Genomic DNA, 22,315 nt, shown 5'->3' with positions numbered 1-22,315 from the left:
AAGCCAGCGCCTCCATTTTGATCTGCGAATACATTCAGGTGTGGGAGCTGAACAGCCGCCATAAGCGGATTTCCGCTCACCACTCAAAAATCATCAGCGGCTTTCCGCTCAAAAAAGTCCCCCACCCCTTCTAGACCGGGCCTCCCCCGGCTTGGCACAGCTCCTGCTATAGCCCCGGACAGGCTGTGCTCGCGCACGCTCCATAAAAACAACTAGATGAAGGATCCTTGAATGGATAACTCCAACACCTTGCCTCTGGGGTCGGCGGCCGCGCCGGCGAAAGAACGCACCACCTCCAGCCGGATCAAATCGATTTTCAGTGGCTCCGTCGGCAACATGGTCGAGTGGTACGACTGGTACGTCTACGCCGCTTTCTCGCTGTACTTCGCAAAAACCTTCTTCCCGAAAGGCGACACGACCGCCCAACTGCTCAACACCGCCGCAATTTTTGCCGTGGGCTTCCTGATGCGCCCGATCGGCGGCTGGCTGATGGGCCTGTATGCCGACAAAGTCGGACGTAAAAAGGCGCTGATGGCATCGGTCTACCTGATGTGCTTCGGCTCGTTGCTGATTGCCCTGAGCCCGGGCTATGAAATCATCGGCATCGGTGCGCCGATCCTGCTGGTCTTTGCCCGTCTGCTGCAGGGCCTGTCGGTCGGTGGCGAATACGGTACCTCCGCCACTTACCTCAGCGAGATGGCGACCAAGGAACGTCGCGGTTTCTACTCCAGCTTCCAATACGTGACCCTGATCTCCGGCCAGCTCATCGCCCTTGGCGTGCTGATCGTGCTGCAACAGACCCTCACTACCGAGCAGCTGTACGACTGGGGCTGGCGTATCCCGTTCGCCATCGGCGCCCTGTGTGCGGTGGTCGCGCTGTACCTGCGTCGCGGCATGGAAGAAACCGAGTCGTTCACCAAGAAGGAAAAAGCCAAGGAAAGCGCAATGCGCACCTTGATGCGTCACCCCAAGGAACTGATGACCGTGGTTGGCCTGACCATGGGCGGTACCCTGGCCTTCTACACCTACACCACCTACATGCAGAAGTACCTGGTGAACACCGTCGGCATGAGCATTTCCGACTCCACCACGATTTCCGCAGCCACCCTGTTCCTGTTCATGTGCCTGCAGCCGATCATCGGCGGGCTGTCGGATAAAGTCGGCCGCCGGCCGATCCTGATTGCCTTCGGCATCCTCGGCACCCTGTTCACTGTGCCGATCCTCACCACCCTGCACACCATCCAGACCTGGTGGGGCGCGTTCTTCCTGATCATGGCGGCATTGATCATCGTCAGCGGCTACACCTCGATCAACGCAGTGGTGAAAGCCGAGCTGTTCCCGACTGAAATCCGTGCACTGGGCGTAGGCCTGCCGTATGCCCTGACCGTGTCGATCTTCGGCGGTACCGCCGAATACATTGCGCTATGGTTCAAGAGCATTGGCATGGAAACCGGCTACTACTGGTACGTGACCGCGTGTATCGCAGTGTCGCTGGTGGTCTACGTGACCATGAAGGACACCCGCAAGCACTCGCGCATCACCACGGACTAACTGTCTGTCGCGATAAAAAATGGTGGGAGCGGGCTTGTGTGGGAGCTGGCTTGCCTGCGATAGCATCACCTCGGCGCAATTGAAAACCGAGGTGCCTGCATCGCGGGCAAGCCCGGCTCCCACACAAGCCCGCTCTCACATTGGGTATGATGCACATCCCGAAATCGAGAGCAGAACAGGTCATGTCTGACGATATCCACTTCTACGAACCCGCCAACGGCCACGGCCTGCCCCATGACCCCTTCAATGCCATCGTCGGCCCACGGCCGATCGGCTGGATTTCGTCACACGACAGCGAGGGTCGCCTGAACCTGGCGCCCTACAGTTTCTTCAATGCCTTTAACTACATTCCGCCGATCATTGGGTTTTCCAGTGTCGGGCGCAAAGACAGCCTGAACAATATCGAGCAGACCGGCGAGTTTGTCTGGAACCTGGCCACTCGCCCGCTGGCCGAGCAGATGAACCAGAGTTGCGCCGCCGTATCGCCCGAGGTGAATGAGTTCGAATTGTCCGGCCTGACGCCGGTGGCGTCGAAAATCGTCGGCGTCCCCCGTGTGGGCGAAAGTCCGGTGTCGTTCGAGTGCAAGGTGACGCAGATCATCCAACTGCAGCGCGCTGATCAGCAGTTGGTACCCAGCTGGCTGGTGCTCGGCGAAGTCGTGGCGGTGCACATCGCCAAGTGGTTGCTCAAGGACGGCATCTACGACACCGCCGCTGCCGAGCCGATCCTGCGTGGCGGTGGCCCGGCGGACTACTTCCAGTTGGGGCCGGAAGCACTGTTCAAGATGTATCGCCCAGGCGCCACGCCACGCTGACTTTCATGCAATAAAAACTGTGCGAGCGGGCTTGTGTGGGAGCTGGCTTGCCTGCGATAGCAGCACCTCGATGCCACTGGAAAACCGAGGTGCCAGCATCGCGGGCAAGCCCAGCTCCCACACAAGCCCGCTCCCACATGTGGATCAGCAGCGTGCTTCAGTCAGTTGGCAGTAGAGGCCCAGCTCAGTTGACCGTCTTCGTCCACATCGACCAGGCATTCCAGTTGCAGCGTCGCTGCATCGTCGGCGTCAGAGGCGGTCTTGAACTTCTGTCCATCCAGGATCTTGTGAAACTGCGGTGCGCCCATGCCATCCAGTGCCTTGACGGCGACGGCGGCGCTGTAGCCCCCTTCGCCCGGTACTACGGCGGAAACGGCTTCGTGATGGGCAAATTGTCTACGTGCCATGTTGCAGGTCCTGGCCAATGGAAAGTTGGCCATTCTAAACCAGTGCAGTGCCTCGCAAATACGATACTTCTTGAGGAGTGCTGTTGCCGTCAGGCAAAGGGCTTTTAACCGGCGAGTTGCAGGTACTCGCCGTAGGCGTTGGCGGCAGAAGCGTCGGTGAAGGTCTGGAAGTCCATGCTGCGGATCACCATGTCGTTCAACAGCTCGGTAAAGATCACCAGCGCCGCAGAGTTGAAGTAGGCGCTCATCGCCTGCTCGCTGCTCCAGAAACCGGAGATCAACCACACATCGGGATCGACCTGGGAATGCTGCAACGAGAATTGCAGGCAACCCTGAGCCTGACGGCCCGGTTCGATCAAACTGCTCAAGCGTGCACCGAGTTCGGTGCTGCACCCGGTACGGGCACGGATAAAGGCCATATGGCTCGCGGGAATGGGGGTGGACATGTTCGACTCTCCCGTTGAGAAGTGATGCTCGGCAAGCACTGTGAGGGCGTGTTGCCACAGGATCAAAGATAACGGCGCGGGTGTGGGCGCGGTTAGTCAATTCCTGCAGGCTTATTGCACAATCCTGCGAGAAGCGTAGACAGGACGTTTGGCTGGCGGGTTTATTCCACGGGCGAGCGCCTTGTTTCATTGAGATGACAGCCCCGCTGCTTGCCTGATTCACGATGTGTCGCAGGATCAGGCAAGGATTGTGCAGAATCGACGTAACACTTATTCAAAGGCCACCGCTAAGCTGAGCCCATCAAAAAAGCATGCAGAGGACGCCTCATGTCGTCGCCCGAACATCAGCCCATGCCCCTCGATGCCGAGATGGAAAAACAACGCGCGGAGTTGGCCAGCATCGTCCACCGCCATACCTGGGAGGACGGCTCCTACGGCACGGCGATCACCTCGCTGTACCTGAACCGCCACAACACGCCGCGCGACTTCACGCCGGTGCTGGTGGAACCGGCGCTGTGCATCCTTGCCAGTGGTAGCAAGGAAGTACGCCTGGCCGATGAAATCTTCGCCTACGACCCGCTCAACTACCTGGTGTTCTCGGTCGCGATGCCGGTGGCCGGCCGGATCATCGAAGCCACCCCGGAAGACCCCAACCTGTCGGTGCGCATCAATATCGACCCGGCGCAGCTCACCGCGCTGATTGCCGAGGCGGGCCCGATGGGCGTGCCTTCGCGACCGACATCCCGTGGGATGTACGTCGACCGTATCGACACGCAACTGCTGGATGCCGTGTTGCGCCTGGCGCGTCTACTGGACACGCCGAAGGACATCGCGATGCTCGCGCCGTTGATCAATCGCGAAATTCTGTACCGATTGCTGCGTGGGCCGCAGGGCTATCGCCTGTACGAAATTGCCGTGGCCAACAGTCAGAGCCATCGCGTCAGCCAGGCGATCACGTGGCTGAACGGCAACTACGAGCAACCGCTGCGCATCGATGACCTGGCCAAGGAAGTGAACCTCAGCGTCTCGACGCTGCACCACCGTTTCAAGGCGATCACCGCGATGAGCCCGTTGCAGTACCAGAAGCAACTGCGCCTGCAGGAAGCACGCAGATTGATGATCGCCGAAGGCCTGGAAGCCTCGGCGGCGGGGTATCGCGTGGGGTATGAAAGCCCGTCGCAGTTCAGCCGCGAATACAGCCGGTTATTCGGTGCTCCGCCGCTGAGAGACCTGGCCCGATTGCGCCAAAGCATCTGACGCCTCTGTAGGAGCCCGGCTAGCCGGCGATGGCGATCTCCCGGCCGCCGGGATTCGACAAGCCGTATTCCTACAAAGGAATCGTGTTCAATCCAGGGTTCGCGGCAGCTGCAAGGTCACCCGCAACCCGCCTTCGCGCAAATTCTGCAGACTCACTTCACCACCATGGCTATGCGCAATGTTGCGCGCAATGCCCAACCCCAGGCCGTAACCCTGCTGCTGCCCAGCGAGCCTGAAGTGCGGTTCGAAGACTTGCTCCAGGCGCTGTTCCGGCACGCCGGGGCCTTCATCGTCGACGTGCAGGATGAACTCCGCACCGTCGTCCTCGATATGCAAATGGGCGTTCTGCCCATACTTCAACGCGTTGTCGATCAGGTTGCCGATGCAGCGCTTGAGCGCCAGCGGCTTGCCCGGATAAGTCGTCAGCGCGCGCCCATGCTGGGTCACTCGGCCGTTGCCGTTGGGCGCCAGGTACGGTTCCACCAGGCAGTCGAGCACGTGGTTCAGGTCCACCGGCTCGATGTTTTCGTGGATATCCGTGTCTTTCACACATTGCAGCGCGCCCTTCACCAGCAACTCCAGCTCATCCAGGTCGCGGCCGAATTTGGTTTGCAGGTTCTCGTCTTCCAGCAGTTCCACACGCAGGCGCAAGCGGGTAATGGGGGTGCGCAAGTCGTGGGAAATCGCACTGAACAGCTGGCTGCGTTCTGTCAGGTATCGACTGATGCGCTCACGCATTGCATTGAACGCGCGCCCCACTTCCACCACTTCACTGCCGCCGCCTTCGGCCACCGGCTCCACGTCCGCGCCCAGCGACATATCCCGCGCGGCCCGCGCCAGGCGCTTGAGCGGCCGGCTCTGCCAGTGCACCAGCAGGCCGATGAACAGCAGCAGAAAACCGCTGGTCAGCACGATAAACCACACCTGCTGCGAGGGCAGGCCTTGCTCTTCGAGGCTGGTGTAGGGTTCGGGCAACAAGGAGGCGATGTACAACCACTCGCCGGGGGCCAGTTGAATCTGTGTGACCAGCACCGGCGGGTTCACCGGTTCCAGGGTCAGCGCGTAATGCGCCCAGGAGCGCGGCAGTTCATCGAGCTTCAGGCCGGCGTTGAAAATGCGCAGGTCTTCGGCGCTGACAAACTCCACCGAGATATGCACGTCGGCGCCCAAAGTCTGGCGCAGCACCTCATCCACCGCTTGCAGTACCGCCTGCTTGCGCGGGGTCTGCGGCAGTATCGCCATGTCCAGCGGACGGTCATTGAGGGTCACTACGAAACGCGTGCCGCCCATGCTGCGCAACTGGTCGAGGACCAACGGCCGGTAGGCCACCGGCAATGAACGGAAATAACTCACGCTGGCGGTCATCGAATGCGCCAGGCTGCGGGCGCTGGTGACCAGGCCTTCGAGCTGGGTGGCACGCAATTGCGAGACCCAGATCACGCTGGACAGCGCCTGGGCGAACAGCACCGCCAGCAACGTCAGCAGCAACATGCGCCCCAGCAGCGAGCGCGGCACCGGGAAGCGGCGGCGGCGCTCGATCAGGTGTTCAGTGGGCATTGCCGGCAACCACGCTGGCTGCCAGTTGATAACCGCTGCCGCGCACGGTGCGGATCAGCCTCGGAGGTTTTTCGGTGTCGCGCAGGCGTTGGCGCAGGCGGCTGACGGCCATGTCGACAATCCGGTCCAGCGGCATCAGGTCACGGCCACGGGTGGCATTGCCGATGGTGTCGCGATCGAGGATCTGTTGGGGATGGTCGAGAAACAACTTGAGCAGGGCGAAGTCGGCACCGGACAGGATCACCTCTTCACCGTCAACGTGGAACAGCCGGTGGCTGATCATGTCCAGGCGCCATTCATCGAACACCAGCACGTCGCCATTGCCGCTGCGCTCCTGGCCGAACTGGCAGCGCCGCAACAGCGCCTTGATCCGCGCCTGCAGCTCGCGGGGGCTGAAGGGTTTGCCGATGTAGTCGTCGGCACCCAGCTCCAGGCCGATCACGCGGTCGGCTTCGTCGGAACTGGCGGTGAGCATGATGATCGGCACCTGCGCCTGGCGCGGGTGCTGGCGGATCCAGCGGCAAAGGCTGAAACCGTCTTCGTCCGGCAACATCACATCAAGGATGACCAGGTCGCAGGGCGCCTCGTTCATCGCCTGGCGGAACCCGGCGCCATCCGGCACGCCACGCACCTGGAAACCGGCGCGACTGAGGTAGGTTTGCAGCAATTCGCGGATTTCCTGGTCGTCATCGACGAGGAGAATCGATTTACTGATTACGCTCACGGGGTCCTCCTTGTTGTTATGGCCAAGCTTATGTCATTTGTTGCCCTTGAGGCCCCCTTCGCGAGCAAGCCCGCTGCCACATTTGCCGGCATTCCAACGTTGGAACTCGGTCAAAGTGGGAGCGGGCTCGCTCGCGAAGGGGCCATCAGCGCCTACGCAAAAGCCTGTTCCAATGCGACTCCAGCCCCAGTCAACCCGGAATACGGCGCGGTCACCAACCACACAGGGATGCCTTTGAAATAGTCGCTCATGCAGCCCTTGTCGCTGAAACTCTTGGCAAAACCACTGTTGATGAAGAAGTCGGCAAACCGTGGAATCACCCCACCCACGATATACACACCACCGCGTCCACCGGTGGTCAGCACGTTGTTACCGGCGACGCGGCCCAGCCAGATACTGAACTGGTTCAACACTTCCATCGCCACTGGATCGCCCGCCAGGCCCGCCGCCGTAATGGCTTCGGGGGTATCCAGCACCGGGGTATGCCCGTCGACCGCACAGATGGCGCGGTAGACACGCGGCAAACCGCCCCCGCTCAAGGCCGTTTCGGCGCTGACGTGGCCGATCTCAGTGTAGATGTGCTGCCACAGCTGGGTTTCACGCGGGCTGCTCAGGGGCAGGTCAACGTGTCCACCCTCACCCGGCAATGCCGCGTAACGACCGGCACCGAGGTCCAGCAACGTGCCGACGCCCAGGCCGGTACCCGGCCCGATCACCACCGCCGGGCGCAACGGTTCCGGCGTGCCTTCGCAGACCACGCGGAATTCGTCGGGCTTGAGGCGGGTCATGCCCAGGGCCATGGCGGTGAAGTCATTCACCAGCAGCAGCTCATCCACCTGCAACGCCTGGCAAAACGCAGTCTTGCTCAGGCGCCAGTGGTTGTTGGTAAATTTGAATTCATCGCCACTCACCGGCCCGGCAACCGACAGGCAGACAGCACCGATGTCACCGATTTCCAGGCCTTCTTCCTTGAGGTAGGCCTTGATCGCGTCCTCGGGACTCTGGTGATCCGCCGTGGCATGCACGCGGATCGAATGCAGAGCCTGATCCCGCCACAACGCAAAACGGGCGTTGGTACCCCCGATGTCACCGACCAGCGCAAGCTTCACTTAAGCGTCTCCAAGGCAGAGGTAAAGGCGCTGGCGCCCTGCTCTGCGGAGCTTGCGGCCAAGCGCATAAATGCAAACAGCTCGCGACCGGCCCCCACGTTGTTGCCCAACAGGCCCGTGGCAGGCGCGCGCGCTGCAAATTCTTCGGCGTCCACCTTAAGCTCCAAGGTGCCCTTCACGCCATCCACGCGAATGATATCGCCATCGCGCACGCGTGCCAGTGGCCCGCCGCTCTGGGCTTCGGGGTTCACGTGGATCGCGGCGGGGATCTTACCCGACGCGCCGGACATGCGCCCGTCTGTCACCAATGCAACCTTGAAGCCACGGTCCTGCAAGACGCCGAGGAACGGGGTCATCTTGTGCAATTCCGGCATGCCGTTGGAGCGTGGGCCCTGGAAGCGCATCACCGCGACAAAGTCTTTTTCCAGCTGGCCAGCCTTGAATGCATCGGCCAGGTCTTGCTGGTCCTGGAACACCACCGCCGGTGCTTCGACGATCTGGTGCTCAAGGGCCACGGCCGAGACTTTCATCACGCCACGGCCGAGGTTGCCTTCCATCACGCGCAAGCCGCCTTCCGGGGAGAACGCACGGGCCACGGGGCGCAGGATGGTTTCGTCGAGGCTTTCGATGGGGCCTTCGCGCCAGATCAGCTCGCCGTCGACCAGGAACGGTTCCTGGGTGTAGCGGCTCAGGCCCTTGCCAGCCACGGTGTTGACGTCTTCGTGGAGCAAGCCGGCTTCGAGCAGTTCGCGGATCAGGAACGACATCCCGCCCGCCGCCTGGAAGTGGTTGATGTCGGCCTTGCCGTTCGGATACACGTGGGACAGGGTCGGCACCACCTCGGAGAGGTCGGCCATGTCCTGCCAGGTGAGGATGATGCCCGCCGACATGGCGATGGCCGGCATGTGCAGGGTGTGGTTGGTCGAACCGCCGGTGGCGTTCAGTGCGACGATGGAGTTGACGATGGATTTTTCGTCGACGATCTCGCCGATGGGCGTGAAGTTGCCGTTGGCCTTGGTCAGGCGCGTGACCTGGTGCGCGGCTTCGCGGGTCAGCGCGTCACGCAGCGGCGTGTACGGGTTGACGAACGAGGCGCCCGGCAGGTGCAGGCCCATGACTTCCATCAGCAACTGGTTGGTGTTGGCGGTGCCGTAGAAGGTGCAGGTACCGGGGCTGTGGTAGGACTTCATCTCCGACTCCAGCAGCTCCTCGCGGGTGGCCTTGCCTTCGGCGTAGCGCTGGCGCACATCGGCCTTCTGCTTGTTGGAGATGCCCGACGGCATCGGGCCGCCCGGCACGAAGACCATCGGCAGGTGGCCGTAGCGCAGCGCGCCCATCATCAGGCCCGGGACGATCTTGTCGCAGATGCCCAGCATCAGCGCGGCATCGAACATGTTGTGGGACAGCGCTACCGCCGTGGACATGGCGATGACTTCGCGGCTGAGCAGGCTCAGCTCCATGCCGGGTTCGCCCTGGGTCACGCCGTCGCACATGGCCGGGGTGCCGCCGGCGAACTGACCGACCGAGCCGACTTCGCGCAGGGCTTTCTTGATTTGCTCGGGGAAATGTTCGTACGGCTGGTGCGCCGAGAGCATGTCGTTATATGACGAAACAATTGCCACGTTGGCGGCATTCATCATTCGCAGACTATTTTTATCTTCAGTGCCGCATCCGGCCACGCCGTGGGCAAAGTTGGCGCATTGCAGCTTACCGCGCATCGGGCCGTCGCTGGCAGCGCCGCGAATGAGTGCAAGGTAAGCCTCGCGGGTTGCACGACTGCGGGCGATAAGCCGTTCGGTGACCTCAATAACGCGGGGATGCATGTATAGAACTCCAGGCTAACGGATGTGGCGACCCTCGTTCCTATGCTGGTCAAACGCCCGCCGCGAAAAGGTTGGCAGGGTGTTACTTGACCACTCGGACCAGTTGATTCAGGTCACTCGTTGTAGATTGAACAAAATATTGCCACTAAAAAGGCTTGTTTTCTATTTTTATGCGAATAATCTTGTAATTCTTACAACAAATCGACGACAGGCACTTTCCAATGACTCTTCGTATCGCAATCAATGGTTTTGGCCGTATCGGCCGTAATGTCCTGCGCGCACTGTATACCCAAGGCTACCGCCAGGATTTGCAGATCGTCGCCATCAACGATCTCGGCGACAGTTCGATCAATGCCCACCTGCTCAAATACGACACCGTACATGGCACTTTCGACGCAGAGGTCGCCCACGATCAGGAAAGCCTGACCGTCAATGGCGACCGGATTGCCGTCAGTGCCATTCGCAACCCCGCCGACCTGCCGTGGGCTGCACACAAGATCGACGTAGTGTTCGAATGCACCGGCCTGTTCACCGACCGTGACAAGGCTGCCGCCCATATTACCGCCGGCGCGCGCAAGGTGATCATCTCGGCCCCCGCCAAGGGCGCAGACGCCACCGTGGTCTACGGGGTAAACCATGACATTTTGCGTCAATCCCACCAGATCATCTCCAATGCCTCCTGCACCACCAACTGCCTGGCGCCGGTCGCCCAGGTGCTGCACCGCGAGCTGGGCATCGAGAGCGGCCTGATGACCACTATCCACGCCTACACCAACGACCAGAACCTGACCGACGTCTACCACACCGACCCGTACCGCGCGCGTTCGGCCACCCAGAACATGATCCCGAGCAAGACCGGCGCCGCCGAAGCGGTGGGCCTGGTACTGCCGGAACTGGCGGGCAAGCTGACCGGCATGGCCGTGCGGGTGCCGGTGATCAACGTGTCGCTGGTCGACCTCACCGTGACGCTGAAAAAAGACGCCACCGCCGACGAGGTCAACGCACTGCTCAAGGAAGCCAGCCAGCACTCGAAAATCCTCGGCTACAACACCCTGCCGCTGGTTTCGAGTGACTTCAACCATAACCCGCTGTCGTCGATTTTCGACGCCAACCACACCAAGGTCAGTGGCAAGTTGTTGAAAGTGCTGGCCTGGTATGACAACGAATGGGGCTTCTCCAACCGTATGCTGGATAACTGCCTGGCGCTCTGCAACGCCGAATAACCCCTTTGGCAGCTCCCCAGCATGGAAGCTCGCCTGTGTGATAGCTGGCTGATGTGGGAGCTGGCTTGTGTGGGAGCTGGCTTGCCTGCGATAGCATCACCTCGGTGCAACTGGAAAACCGAGGTGCCTGCATCGCGGGCAAGCCCGGCTCCCACACAAGCCCACACACCGGTATCCAGGCAACACCCCCAAGTGCCACTTGCCATTTGCGTTGATGATAAGCATTATCATTAACTGCAAATCGATCTGGTAGCACTGTGAGCCAATCTCGCTTCAATCACGTCTTCCTCACCCAAAGGGTGATTCTGCTTCGCACGTTGCAGCGGATGGTGAATAACCACAGCACCGCCGAGGACCTCTTGCAGGAAACCTACCTGCGCGTGACCCGGGCCCTCAGCGAGCGGCCGATCGATCATCTTGAACCCTTCGTCTACCAGACCGCGCGCAACCTCGCACTCGACCACTTGCGCGCGCGTCGGATCCAGGCGCGCACGCTGCAGGAAGATGTCCCGCTGGACGTCCTGCAAAGCGTCGCCGCCCCCATCAGCACGCCCGAAGACGCGACCCAGGCCGAGCAACTGCTGGAGCACCTGAGTGTCAGCCTCGGTCAACTGAGCGCCCGCCAACAGCAGATTTTCATCCTCAGCCGCCTGCACGGCTGCAGCTACCAGGAGATTGCCGACCAATTGGAAGTGTCCTTGAGCACCGTACAAAAGGAACTGAAATTGATCATGGCCATCTGCGTAGGTGTGGCCCAAAGGCTGGATCGGCCTTAAGCTTCACCCGACAGAAATGTCACCCAAGGCTGTAGGACATTTGAATAGAACGTGGCGAAGACCCGAGGAACACCGTGACGGACCCGAATAAACTGCGCCCCCATGAGCTGGCTCATGAGGTGTTGCAAGACATGGCTATGGACCAAGCCCTCGACTGGCTGATCGCCCTGCAGTGCCCGCAGCCCGGGCAACAAGCCGAATTTGAAGCGTGGCTGGCACAGGACCCTGCGCATGTTCACGCGTTTGGCAAAGCCCAGGCTGCCTGGGGCGCCGCGCCCGTGCACAGCGCCGCCGTCGCCCTGGCCGCGCCGCGCAAGCCCAGTGCCTGGCGTCGTATCCGGCCGCACTGGAAACCACTGGCCACCGCCGCCGTGCTGCTGATCGGCCTGTTCAGCTTCAGCAACCTGCCGGTGCGCCTGCAGGCCGACCACCTCACCGTGGTCGGTGAACGCCAGCGCCTGCAACTGGACGACGGCTCGAAAGTGTTGCTCAACACCAACTCGGCGTTCTCCAGCAGCATCAAGGATCATCAGCGCATCGCCCGCCTCTACCAGGGCGAAGCGTTCTTCGAAATCGTGCCCAACCATGGCCTGCCGCTGGAAATCGACGCCGGCCCCGTGCGCGCCAGCGTGCGTGATACCGCTTTCGCCGTGCGCTACCTCAACGGCGAAGCCCAGGTGCAGGTGCAGCGCGGCGACGTGGACCTGAGCAACACCTTCGACGATGCCCGCGTGCGCTTGAGCGCCGGCGAAAGCATCCGCATCGGGCCCAAGGGTTTCGGTCCACCGGCCAAGCTGGATGCCAACAAGGACCTGGCCTGGGTGCAGGGCCGGCTGATTTTCGAAAACTGCCCGATGAGCGAAGTGCTCGCCGAGTTGCGTCGCTATTACCCCGGCTGGATCGTCAACACCAACGACAAGCTCGCCAGCGTTGCCGTCACCGGCAACTACCGCCTCGACCAGCCCCTGGACGTGGTGCGCTCCCTGGCCCACATCACCTCGGCCAAACTGTCGGAATACCCGGCGCTGGTGATCCTCAACTAAATGAGAATTATTTTTACTCGATAGCCTTCGGCGGTACGTCTCGTCTTAGCCAATGCAACTGATTCCTATTTGATTCGGTTCGCAACTATAAGATTCGTACCTTCCGGAGCGCTCTCGATGTCCTCTCGTTTCAACCGCCGGCCCTCTTCGCCCGTCCTGTCCCTGCTGACTGCGGCCATCCTGCTGGCCGGCACGCCGGTCATGGCGGCCACCGCCGCTGAACCGGTGCAGCGCAGCCACGGCAATTACACCTTCAGCATCGAGCAACAGCCGCTGGTCTCGGCGCTCAACGCTTTCACCGCGGTGACCGGCTGGCAAGTCGGCCTGCCGGCGGAACTCGGCCAAGGTGTGTCGTCCCCGGGCGTGCGCGGCCCGTTGTCAGCGGAGAAAGCCCTGGACCGGCTGTTGGTGGGGACCAACCTGAGCTACCGCAAACTGGGCAGCAACAACATCGTGCTGGAAAAGCGCGCGGCGGGCGGCGCCCTCAACCTGCAACAGGTCACCATCAGCGCCACCCGGAATGAGCAGAACATCAGCAGCGTGCCGAGCACCGTGACCGTGCAGGAACGCGAAGAGCTGGACCGCCAGAACGTGAATACCATTCGTGAACTGGTGCGTTACGAACCCAACGTCTCGGTGGGCGGTGCCGGTGGCCGCTCGAGCAATTCGGGCTACAACATTCGCGGCATCGATGGCGACCGCATCCTCACCCAGGTCGACGGCGTGGAAGTGCCGGACAACTTCTTCAACGGCCCCTACGCCAAGACCCGCCGCAACTACGTCGACCCCGAAATCGTCAAGCGCGTGGAGATCCTGCGCGGCCCGGCTTCGGCCCTGTACGGCAGCAGCGCGATTGGTGGCGCGGTGAGCTACTTCACCCTCGATCCCGATGACATCATCAAGCCCGGCCAGGACGTCGGCGCCCGCCTGAAGACCGGCTACAGCTCCGCCGACGACAGCTGGCTGACTTCCGGCACCGTCGCCGGCCGCGTGCAGGACGTCGACGGTTTGCTGCACCTGAGCCAGCGCAATGGCCACGAGATGGAGTCCTACGACGGCAACAATGCCACCGGCCTGGCCCGCACCGGCGCCAACCCGGAAGACGCGCGCACGACCAACGTGCTGGCCAAGCTGGGCTGGAACTATGGTGATGACAATCGCCTCGGCCTGACGTACGAGAAGTACAAGGACGATCGCGACGTCAACCTCATGAATGCCGTGGGCGGTCCGTTCACCGGCGGACGCGGCTTCAATTTCTACCGGGCTCGTTCGGGCAACGACACCATCACCCGCGAGCGTTTTGGCATCGAAAACCGCTTCGCCCTGGACTCACCGATAGCCGATCAGATCAAGACCAGCCTCAACTACCAGATCGCCAAGACGGACCAGTCCACCGCCGAGATCTACCAGCCGTCCCGCCGAGTCCTGCGCACCCGCGAGACCCTGTACGAAGAAAAGCAATGGGTCTTCGATGCCCAGCTGGACAAGGCCTTCAGCATCGGCGAAACCGATCACCAAGTGACCTATGGCACCACCCTCAAGCAGCAGAAGGTCACCGGCTCCCGCGAAGGCGCCGCGACCTGCCTGGCTGTCGGCGGCGGTTGCACGGCCATCGGCGCACCTAGCCCGATCGCCAGCGACAGCGTGAAGAAGGCCAGTGATTTCCCGGACCCGACCATCAACACGTATTCGCTGTTCGCACAGGACCAGATCACCTGGGACAAGTGGACCTTCCTGCCCGCCCTGCGCTACGACTACACCCAACTCAAGCCCAAGTTGACTGATGAGTTCCTCAACACCGTCGACCCGACGCGGATCTACGCCCACAGTGACAAGGAAAAAACCTGGCACCGCGTCACGCCGAAATTCGGCCTGACCTATGCGCTGACCGACCAGTACACCTGGTTCGGCCAATACGCTGAAGGCTTCCGCACCCCGTCGGCCAAAGCCTTGTACGGGCGCTTTGAAAACCTGCAGCAGGGCTACACCGTCGAGCCCAACCCGAATCTCAAGCCAGAAAGCAGCAAGGGCGTGGAAACCGGGATTCGCGGCAACTTCGATTCCGGTTCGTTTGATATCGCAGTGTTCTACAACAAATACCGCAACTTCATCGACGAGGACGCCTCCGTCGCCGGCGGCACCGCACAGCAATTCGAAGCCAACAATATCAAGCACGCGACCATCAAGGGGATCGAAGCCAAAGGGCGCCTGGACCTGGACGCCTTCGGCGCACCGCAAGGCCTGTACACCCAGGGCTCGGTTGGCTACACCTATGGCCGCAACGACGACAATGGCGAGCCGCTCAACAGCGTCAACCCGCTCAAGGGCGTCTTCGGCCTGGGCTATGAGCAAGAGCAATACGGGGCGCTGGTCAGCTGGACCCTGGTGAAGAAGCAGGATCGCGTCGACAGCACCACCTTCCATGCGCCCGACGGCAGCACTGGTGCGCCCTTCAAGACGCCCGGCTTTGGCATCGTCGACCTGACCGGCTTCTACAAGGTCACCAACGACGTGACCATCAACGGCGGCCTGTACAACCTGACCGACAAGAAATACTGGAACTGGGATGACGTGCGCAGCTACGACGGCGTCGGCGAAGCCGGTGTGACCGCGCCCGCCAACCTTGACCGCCTGACCCAGCCCGGTCGCAACTTTGCGATCAACGTGATCTGGGACATCTGATAACGCCCACCCTCACCTCGTCGATTTTCAGCGCCGGGGTGAGGATTTTTTACTGTGCCGCGTCTTCTTGTTCGTCTAGTTGATAACAGCTCTCTTTCAGAGCACCAAGGCGCTCCTCTTCTCAAGGACTTTTTCATGACCGCTTCCTCTACCGCAGAACGCCCGAGCCTGCGCTCCCAGCGCCTGAACCAGATCACCAACGAGCCACACACCAAGCTGGACGCACTGGTCAAGGCACACGCCCCGTTTGAAACCCAAGCCAACTTCGCCCGCTTCGTGGTCGCGCAGTACCTGTTCCAGTCGGAACTGGTGAGCCTCTACAACGATGCCGAACTGATCAAGATCGTGCCGGACCTGGCCGAGCGCTGCCGCGCCGAAGCCGCCAAGCTGGACCTGGGCGACCTGGACACCGACGTGCCGGCGCCGGTCGCCGGTGCGGTGAAGAACCCGAGCAAGGCCGAAGCCCTGGGCTGGCTGTTCGTGTCCGAAGGCTCCAAGCTGGGCGCTGCGTTCCTGATCAAGCGCGCCGTGGGCCTGGGCCTGAGCGAAACCTTCGGTGCACGCCACCTGGGTGAGCCGGCCGGCGGTCGTGCCGAAGGCTGGAAAAGCTTTACTCGTACCCTGGACGGCCTGGAATTCAGCGCCGAAGAGGAAGCCGCAGTGGAAAAAGGTGCGATCGACGCGTTTGTGCGCTTCACCGTGTTGCTGGAACAGGCGTACGCTAGCGCCCCTGAACTGGCCTGACTCGAACCCCCTCGGTAGGAACAGGCTTGCCGGCGATAGCAACTTCACGGACGCCATCGCCAGCAAGCCAGTTCCTACAGAGTAAGCAACCCTTTCCTTCTGCAAATTGCTTCCCATGACCGGCAAAACCCAATCCACCTCGAAAATCGCACAGATCCTTTTCGGCCTGCTGGCCTACGTCAGCCTGGGCATCGGATTGGTGGCGATTGTCATACCGGGCTTGCCGACCACCGAGTTCATCCTGCTCGCCGCGTGGGCCGCAACCAAAAGCTCGCCGCGCCTGAGCGCCTGGCTGGAAAACCACCGCCTGTTCGGCCCGATCCTGTTCAACTGGCGCAACGGCAAGATCATCGCGCGCCGGGCCAAGGTCAGCGCCACGGTGAGCATGCTGCTGTGCGCCATCCTGATGCTGGTGATGCTCGATCATGGCTGGCCGATCTACCTGGCCATTGCCGGGATGAGCCTGGGCAACCTATGGATCTGGTCACGCCCTGAACGGCTTGCAGAGCCCGCGTAGCACTGGCTGTAGCCGTTTTCCTACCGCTCATCGCCTGCTTCTCATGAAATGATTTGTTACGCCGATGTTCCAGACATAGCGCTGAATGGACTTGGCCTGCACTGCGTGCCTTCCAACAAGTCCATTCGCGAGTGAGCCTATGTTCAACACCCTCTCCATCCGCCTGAAAATCGTGCTGTTGTCCGGCCTTTGCCTGTTGGGGGTGATTGCGCTGGTCGTCAGTATCAACCTCTACAACACCGCTCAGAATGATCAGTTGGTCAGCGATTCCAGCTCGCACATGCTCGCCGCCAGCGTCGAACAACTGTTGCAGGCCAAGGCCGCAGAGCAAGCCGTGCAATTGCAGAAAACCTTCGGCGACAGCCTGGTCGCCGTGGTCGCCCTCGGCGACCAGGTCAAAGACCTGCGCACTCTGGCAGCCAAGCGCGACCTCGCGCCCGGCGCCTTGCGCGAAGAACTCAACCAGAGCCTGAAGACCGCCTTCGAACGCAACGACAAGGTGCTGGGTATCTGGCTGTCGTTCGAACCCAATGGGCTGGATGGCAAGGACAGCGAATTCGTCGACGACAAGGCACGCGCCTCCAACGAAAAAGGCCGTTTCTCCAGTTACTGGAGCCGCGCCGGTGGCGAAGGCTTGAACACCATCATGGTCGAGGACGACCTGACCAAGACCACCCTCAACCTCAGCGGCACGCCCTACAACATCTGGTACACCTGCCCACGCGATACCCGCCGTATTTGCCTGCTCGACCCGTACGAAGATACGGTGGCCGGCAAACCGGTGCTGATGACCACCCTTTCCCTGCCACTGCTGGTGGACGGCAAAGTCATCGGCGTGGTCGGCATCGACATCGCCCTCACCGCCCTGCAAGCGGCCACCGATGCGGCACAGAAAGACTTGTTCAACAGTGCCGCGCACCTGGAAATTCTCGCCAGCAGCGGCTTGATCGCGGCCTACAGCGGTGAACCGGCCAAAGTCGGGAAAAACCTGATCGATACCCTCGGTGCCGAAGGCAAGGAAATCGTGCAACTGCTGGCCAGTGACACCCGCATGATCCGCGCGCAGGACGACACGATTCGCGCGGTGTACCCGGTCAAGCCGATTGCCGACGCCAAGTCCTGGGGCGTCGTGATCAAGCTGCCCAAGGACGTGATGCTGGCCGACACCGTGAAGCTGCAGGCGCTGCTCGACGAGGCCCAGGCCTCCGGTACCCTGAAGGCGCTGCTGGTAGGCGCCGCCGCCGGCTTGCTGGGCCTGCTGCTGATCTGGCTGACGGCCACCGGTGTGACCCGGCCGATCAACAGCGTGGCCGCGATGCTCAAGGACATTGCCAGTGGTGACGGCGACCTCACCCAGCGCCTGGCCTACGCCAAGCACGATGAACTGGGCGAGTTGGTGAACTGGTTCAACCGCTTCCTCGACAAGTTGCAACCGACCATTGCGCAGATCAAGCAAAGCATCACCGAGGCGCGTGGTACCGCCGACCAGTCCTCGGCCATCGCGCGCCAGACCAGCGAAGGCATGCAGGTGCAATTCCGCGAAATCGACCAGGTCGCCACGGCCTCCAACGAGATGAGCGCCACCGCCCATGACGTTGCCAACAGTGCATCGAATGCCGCCAGCGCGGCACGCGGTGCCGATCAGTCGGCGCGTGAAGGCATGTCGATCATCGAGCAGAGCACCCGCGACATCACCACCCTCGCCGAGGAAGTCAGCAAGGCCGTGGGTGAAGTCGAAGCCCTGGCCGTCAACAGCGAGCAGATCGGTTCAGTGCTGGAAGTGATCCGCAGCATCGCCGAACAGACCAACCTGCTGGCCCTCAATGCGGCAATCGAAGCGGCCCGGGCCGGCGAAAGCGGGCGCGGCTTTGCAGTCGTCGCCGACGAAGTGCGCAACCTGGCCAAGCGTACCCAGGACTCCGTGGAAGAAATCCGCCTGGTGATCGAACGGATCCAGAGCGGCACCCGCGGCGTGGTGGCGACCATGCACTCCAGCCAGCACCAAGCCCAGAGCAATGCCGGGCAGATTCATCAGGCAGTGCAAGCCTTGGGCAAGATCAGCGATGCCGTGACGGTAATCAGCGACATGAACCTGCAGATCGCCAGCGCCGCCGAGCAACAGAGCGCCGTGGCCGAAGAGGTCAATCGCAACGTCTCGGCGATTCGCGGCGTGACCGAAACCCTCACCGGCCAGGCCACCGAGTCGGCGGCGATCAGCAGCCAACTCAATGCATTGGCCAGCCAGCAGATGAAGCTGATGGATCAGTTCAAGGTGTAAGACACACCAACGGTCAAATGTGGGAGGGGGCTTGCCCCCGATAGCGGTGTGTCAGCTACAGATAAGTAGACTGACACTCAGTCATCGGGGGCAAGCCCCCTCCCACATTTTGACCGCCTACTGCTTAGAGACCCGTCCAGGCCTGCACAAACGCCGCCACATCTTCCTTCGGCGCCGTACGCGGTGGGTTCTGCGGTGTCCCCAAATAAAGGAAGCCAATCACTTCCTCATCCGCCGTCAGCCCCAGGCCTTTGGCGACATGAGCCGAGTAGGACAGTTCACCCGTGCGCCACACCGCACCAATCCCCTGGGCATAGGCCGCCAGCAGAATACCGTGGGCCGCGCAGGCGGCTGCCAACAGTTGTTCGGACTTGGGCACCTTGAAGTGTTCCTGCAGGCGGGCAATCACCACCACCACCAGCGGCGCGCGCAACGGGCCGTTCTGGGCCTTGTCGATGACCGCTTGCGCAGCGTCGGGGTCTTGCAGGCGCGCCGCTTCGGCCAGCAGGGTGCCCATCTGCTCACGGGCGGCACCTTCTACGGTGAGGAACCGCCAAGGGCGCAGTTGACCATGGTCGGGCGCGCGCATGGCCGCGGCGAACAGCACATCACGCTGCTCCTGGGTCGGTGCCGGTTCCAGCAAACGCGGCACGGAAACACGGTTGAGCAAAGCGTCGAGAGCCTGCATTGGCCACCTCCAGAAAAAATGTGCGGTCATTCTAGCGGGAATGAATCGGATTCGAGCAAACGATAATTGCTCTTATTCATTGCGCCCTGCCCTGTTAGACTTTGCGCCCATATTTTCAGCCTTCGTTCAGGAAACCTGATGTTCGGTTCGCTTTTTCGCCTCTCCGCAGCAGTGATGGCTTTAAGCCTGACTGCCTGCGATGACGCCCCACGTTTCACCCAGGCAGAGCCTGGTGAAGCGCGTGCTGGCGGCGCGACGACGGTGAACAAGCGCGACCAGAACGCGTTCTCCCTGCCGTCGGCCAACCTGTCGCCCACGCGCCGCCTGGACTTCAGCGTCGGCAACAGCTTCTTTCGCAGCCCGTGGGTCATCGCGCCGTCCACCACCACCGCACGCGATGGCCTGGGCCCGCTGTTCAATACCAACGCCTGCCAGAACTGCCATATCAAGGACGGCCGTGGCCACCCGCCGCTGCCCGATGCGGCCAATGCGGTGTCGATGCTGGTGCGCCTGTCGATCCCCCTGTCTATCCAGGAGCAGCCGTCCTACGCCAAGCTCATCGAGCAGGTCGGCGTGGTGCCCGAGCCGGTGTATGGCGGGCAGCTGCAGGACATGGCCGTGCCGGGGGTCGCACCGGAAGGCAAGGTGCGCGTCGACTACACGCCGGTCAAGGTGACCTTCAAGGATGGCAGCGTGGTCGAGTTGCGCAAGCCGGACCTGCAGATCACCCAGCTCGGCTATGGCCCGATGCATCCGGACACACTTTTCTCCGCGCGCATCGCTCCGCCGATGATTGGCCTGGGCCTGCTCGAAGCCATCACCGACGCCGATATCCTGCGCAACACCGACCCGAAGACCGCCGACAAAGAAGCCATCGTCGGCCGCGCCAATTGGGTCTGGGACGACGCCGAACAAAAAACCGTACTCGGGCGCTTTGGCTGGAAAGCCGGACAACCCAACCTCAATCAACAAAATGTTCACGCGTTTTCTGGTGATATGGGCCTCACCACGTCTTTGAGACCCTTTGATGACTGCACCGACGCGCAAGTCGCCTGCAAACAGGCGCCCAACGGCAATGGCGCCGATGGCGAGCAGGAAGTCAGCGACAACATCCTGCGCCTGGTGCTGTTCTACACGCGCAACCTTGCCGTGCCGGCACGCCGCGACGTCAACGCGCCGCAGGTGCTGGCCGGGAAAAACCTGTTCTACCAGGCTGGCTGCCAGGGCTGTCACAAGCCATCATTCACCACGCCAGCCACGGCGGCCGAACCTGAGTTGGCCAACCAGGTGATCCGTCCCTACAGCGACCTGCTGTTGCACGACATGGGCGAAGGCCTGGCCGACAACCGCACCGAATTCAAGGCCGGTGGCCGCGACTGGCGCACCGCGCCGTTGTGGGGCATCGGCCTGACGCAGACCGTCAGTGGCCACACCCAGTTCTTGCATGACGGCCGCGCCCGCAACCTGCTCGAGGCCGTGCTGTGGCACGGCGGTGAAGCGCAAGCGGCGCAGCAGCATGTGTTGTCCTTCAATGCCGAGCAGCGCGCTGCGTTGCTGGCGTTCCTGAATTCTTTATAAGCTTCGCCCCAATTACAGAAGGGAGCTCGACATGTTTCGTCCCAAGTTGTTGTTCACCAGCCTGGCCGCCCTCGCCCTCGGCGCCTGCTCGCCCCAGGATCCACAAGCCGTGACCTCGGCGGCGATCGCCAAGCAAGTGATCCTGCCGACCTACAGCCGCTGGGTTGAAGCCGACCGCCAACTGGCCGTCAGCGCCCTGGCCTACTGCCAGGGCAAGGAAAGCCTGGAGACCGCCCGCGCCGACTTCCTCCATGCGCAAAAAGCCTGGGCCGAATTGCAACCGCTGCTGATCGGCCCACTGGCCGAAGGCAACCGCGCCTGGCAGATCCAATTCTGGCCGGACAAGAAGAACCTGGTGGGTCGCCAGGTCGAGCAACTGGTCATCGCCCAACCGCAGATCGACGCCGCCGCCCTGGCCAAGTCCAGTGTCGTGGTGCAAGGCCTGTCGGCTTACGAATACATCCTCTATGACGCCAAGACCGACGTCGCCGACGAAGCCCAGAAAGCCCGCTACTGCCCGCTGCTGGTGGCCATTGGCGAACGCCAGAAAGCCCTCGCCGAAGAGATCCTGGCCAGCTGGAACAGCACCGACGGCATGCTCGCGCAGATGACCAAGTTTCCGAACCAGCGCTACGCCGATTCCCACGAAGCGATTGCCGATCTACTGCGCGTCCAGGTGACCGCCCTGGACACCCTGAAGAAAAAGCTCGGCACGCCGATGGGCCGCCAGACCAAGGGCATCCCGCAGCCGTTCCAGGCCGATGCATGGCGCAGCCAGTCGTCCCTGCAAAGCCTCGAAGCCAGCCTCGCCGCCGCCCAGACCGTGTGGGTTGGCGTCGACAACAAGGGCCTGCGTGGCCTGCTGCCGTCCGAACAGAAGCCGTTGGCCGACAAGATCGACGCCGCCTATGCGGCCTCGCTGAAACTGTTCGCCAGCAACCAGCGCAGCCTCAACGAACTGTTGAACGATGACGCCGGGCGCCAGCAGCTCAACGATATCTACGACAGCCTCAACGTCGTCCACCGCCTGCACGAAGGCGAACTGGCCAAGGCGCTGGGCATCCAACTGGGCTTTAACGCCAACGACGGTGACTGAT

Annotated in this window: 19 protein-coding genes and 1 pseudogene; 13 read left to right on the top strand and 7 right to left on the bottom strand. The window is 61.9% G+C overall.

Going from position 1 to position 22,315, the window contains the following annotated elements:
* The first annotated feature begins 231 nt into the window (after window positions 1–231).
* Window positions 232–1,551, top strand: coding sequence for an MFS transporter (locus AC07SI_RS24350; protein ID WP_120449748.1), 1,320 nt, complete (start codon window positions 232–234; stop codon window positions 1,549–1,551).
* Between the two features lie 182 nt (window positions 1,552–1,733).
* Entirely contained in the window at window positions 1,734–2,366 is a 633-nt protein-coding gene (locus tag AC07SI_RS24345; protein WP_065908770.1) for a flavin reductase family protein, read from the top strand.
* A 161-nt stretch (window positions 2,367–2,527) separates the two neighbouring features.
* On the opposite strand, the gene AC07SI_RS24340 is transcribed toward AC07SI_RS24345, so the two are convergent.
* On the bottom strand, window positions 2,528–2,806 hold the full coding sequence (locus AC07SI_RS24340; protein WP_495006651.1) for a hypothetical protein: 279 nt from the start codon (window positions 2,804–2,806) through the stop codon (window positions 2,528–2,530).
* Between the two features lie 71 nt (window positions 2,807–2,877).
* The gene (locus AC07SI_RS24335; RefSeq protein WP_120449750.1) at window positions 2,878–3,219 is read right to left on the bottom strand and encodes an antibiotic biosynthesis monooxygenase family protein; all 342 of its coding nucleotides are present in this window, start codon (window positions 3,217–3,219) and stop codon (window positions 2,878–2,880) included.
* A 327-nt stretch (window positions 3,220–3,546) separates the two neighbouring features.
* Here AC07SI_RS24335 and AC07SI_RS24330 point away from each other — a divergent pair, with 327 nt between their 5' ends.
* Entirely contained in the window at window positions 3,547–4,476 is a 930-nt protein-coding gene (locus AC07SI_RS24330) for an AraC family transcriptional regulator (protein WP_065908765.1), read from the top strand.
* A gap of 87 nt (window positions 4,477–4,563) precedes the next feature.
* On the opposite strand, the gene AC07SI_RS24325 is transcribed toward AC07SI_RS24330, so the two are convergent.
* The 4 genes from AC07SI_RS24325 to edd form a co-directional block, all read right to left on the bottom strand.
* Window positions 4,564–5,991 carry an ATP-binding protein gene (locus tag AC07SI_RS24325; RefSeq protein WP_205571682.1) on the bottom strand — a complete coding sequence of 476 codons (1,428 nt, stop codon included), beginning with the start codon at window positions 5,989–5,991 and terminating at the stop codon, window positions 4,564–4,566.
* 31 nt (window positions 5,992–6,022) lie between these two features.
* Window positions 6,023–6,757, bottom strand: a complete 735-nt coding sequence (locus AC07SI_RS24320) for a response regulator (protein ID WP_024077192.1) — start codon at window positions 6,755–6,757, stop codon at window positions 6,023–6,025.
* Between the two features lie 152 nt (window positions 6,758–6,909).
* Window positions 6,910–7,866 (bottom strand): glucokinase, encoded by a 957-nt coding sequence (locus AC07SI_RS24315; RefSeq protein ID WP_065908761.1) that lies wholly within the window; start codon window positions 7,864–7,866, stop codon window positions 6,910–6,912.
* On the bottom strand, window positions 7,863–9,689 hold the full coding sequence (gene edd / locus AC07SI_RS24310; protein ID WP_065908759.1) for a phosphogluconate dehydratase: 1,827 nt from the start codon (window positions 9,687–9,689) through the stop codon (window positions 7,863–7,865). The genes AC07SI_RS24315 and edd overlap by 4 nt, the downstream gene beginning before the upstream one ends.
* 221 nt (window positions 9,690–9,910) lie before the next feature.
* On the opposite strand from edd, the gene gap reads away from it, so the two are divergent.
* The 8 genes and pseudogenes from gap to AC07SI_RS24270 all read left to right on the top strand — a co-directional run bounded on the left by gap (window position 9,911) and on the right by AC07SI_RS24270 (window position 18,952).
* Entirely contained in the window at window positions 9,911–10,912 is a 1,002-nt protein-coding gene (gap, locus tag AC07SI_RS24305; RefSeq protein ID WP_106802722.1) for a type I glyceraldehyde-3-phosphate dehydrogenase, read from the top strand.
* Between the two features lie 257 nt (window positions 10,913–11,169).
* Entirely contained in the window at window positions 11,170–11,688 is a 519-nt protein-coding gene (locus AC07SI_RS24300; RefSeq protein WP_065908756.1) for an RNA polymerase sigma factor, read from the top strand.
* 74 nt (window positions 11,689–11,762) lie between these two features.
* Complete coding sequence (locus AC07SI_RS24295; RefSeq protein WP_065908754.1) at window positions 11,763–12,731, top strand: FecR family protein; 969 nt, start codon at window positions 11,763–11,765, stop codon at window positions 12,729–12,731.
* 117 nt (window positions 12,732–12,848) lie between these two features.
* Window positions 12,849–15,413 (top strand): TonB-dependent receptor, encoded by a 2,565-nt coding sequence (locus AC07SI_RS24290; protein ID WP_495006650.1) that lies wholly within the window; start codon window positions 12,849–12,851, stop codon window positions 15,411–15,413.
* A 135-nt stretch (window positions 15,414–15,548) separates the two neighbouring features.
* Window positions 15,549–16,157 carry a biliverdin-producing heme oxygenase gene (locus AC07SI_RS24285; RefSeq protein WP_065908750.1) on the top strand — a complete coding sequence of 203 codons (609 nt, stop codon included), beginning with the start codon at window positions 15,549–15,551 and terminating at the stop codon, window positions 16,155–16,157.
* A gap of 115 nt (window positions 16,158–16,272) precedes the next feature.
* On the top strand, window positions 16,273–16,674 hold the full coding sequence (locus AC07SI_RS24280) for a YbaN family protein (protein WP_065908749.1): 402 nt from the start codon (window positions 16,273–16,275) through the stop codon (window positions 16,672–16,674).
* A gap of 85 nt (window positions 16,675–16,759) precedes the next feature.
* Window positions 16,760–18,094 (top strand): annotated as a pseudogene (locus tag AC07SI_RS24275) (methyl-accepting chemotaxis protein); the annotation flags it as partial.
* 102 nt (window positions 18,095–18,196) lie between these two features.
* On the top strand, window positions 18,197–18,952 hold the full coding sequence (locus AC07SI_RS24270) for a methyl-accepting chemotaxis protein (protein WP_371920689.1): 756 nt from the start codon (window positions 18,197–18,199) through the stop codon (window positions 18,950–18,952).
* 124 nt (window positions 18,953–19,076) lie between these two features.
* Here the strand turns inward: AC07SI_RS24270 and AC07SI_RS24265 are convergent, their stop codons facing one another.
* Window positions 19,077–19,640: an NAD(P)H nitroreductase gene (locus tag AC07SI_RS24265; RefSeq protein WP_262135526.1), complete on the bottom strand. Its 564-nt coding sequence runs from the start codon at window positions 19,638–19,640 to the stop codon at window positions 19,077–19,079.
* Window positions 19,641–19,778: 138 nt separating this feature from the next.
* Here AC07SI_RS24265 and AC07SI_RS24260 point away from each other — a divergent pair, with 138 nt between their 5' ends.
* Window positions 19,779–21,218 carry a di-heme oxidoreductase family protein gene (locus tag AC07SI_RS24260; RefSeq protein ID WP_065908743.1) on the top strand — a complete coding sequence of 480 codons (1,440 nt, stop codon included), beginning with the start codon at window positions 19,779–19,781 and terminating at the stop codon, window positions 21,216–21,218.
* Between the two features lie 31 nt (window positions 21,219–21,249).
* Window positions 21,250–22,314 carry an imelysin family protein gene (locus tag AC07SI_RS24255; RefSeq protein ID WP_065908742.1) on the top strand — a complete coding sequence of 355 codons (1,065 nt, stop codon included), beginning with the start codon at window positions 21,250–21,252 and terminating at the stop codon, window positions 22,312–22,314.
* The last annotated feature ends 1 nt before the right edge of the window (window position 22,315 follow it).

It is taken from the genome of Pseudomonas sp. GW821-FHT05D12 (assembly GCF_059419825.1).
The sequence above is the reverse complement of the archived record's forward strand: the minus strand, read 5'-3'. Positions and strand labels throughout refer to the sequence as shown.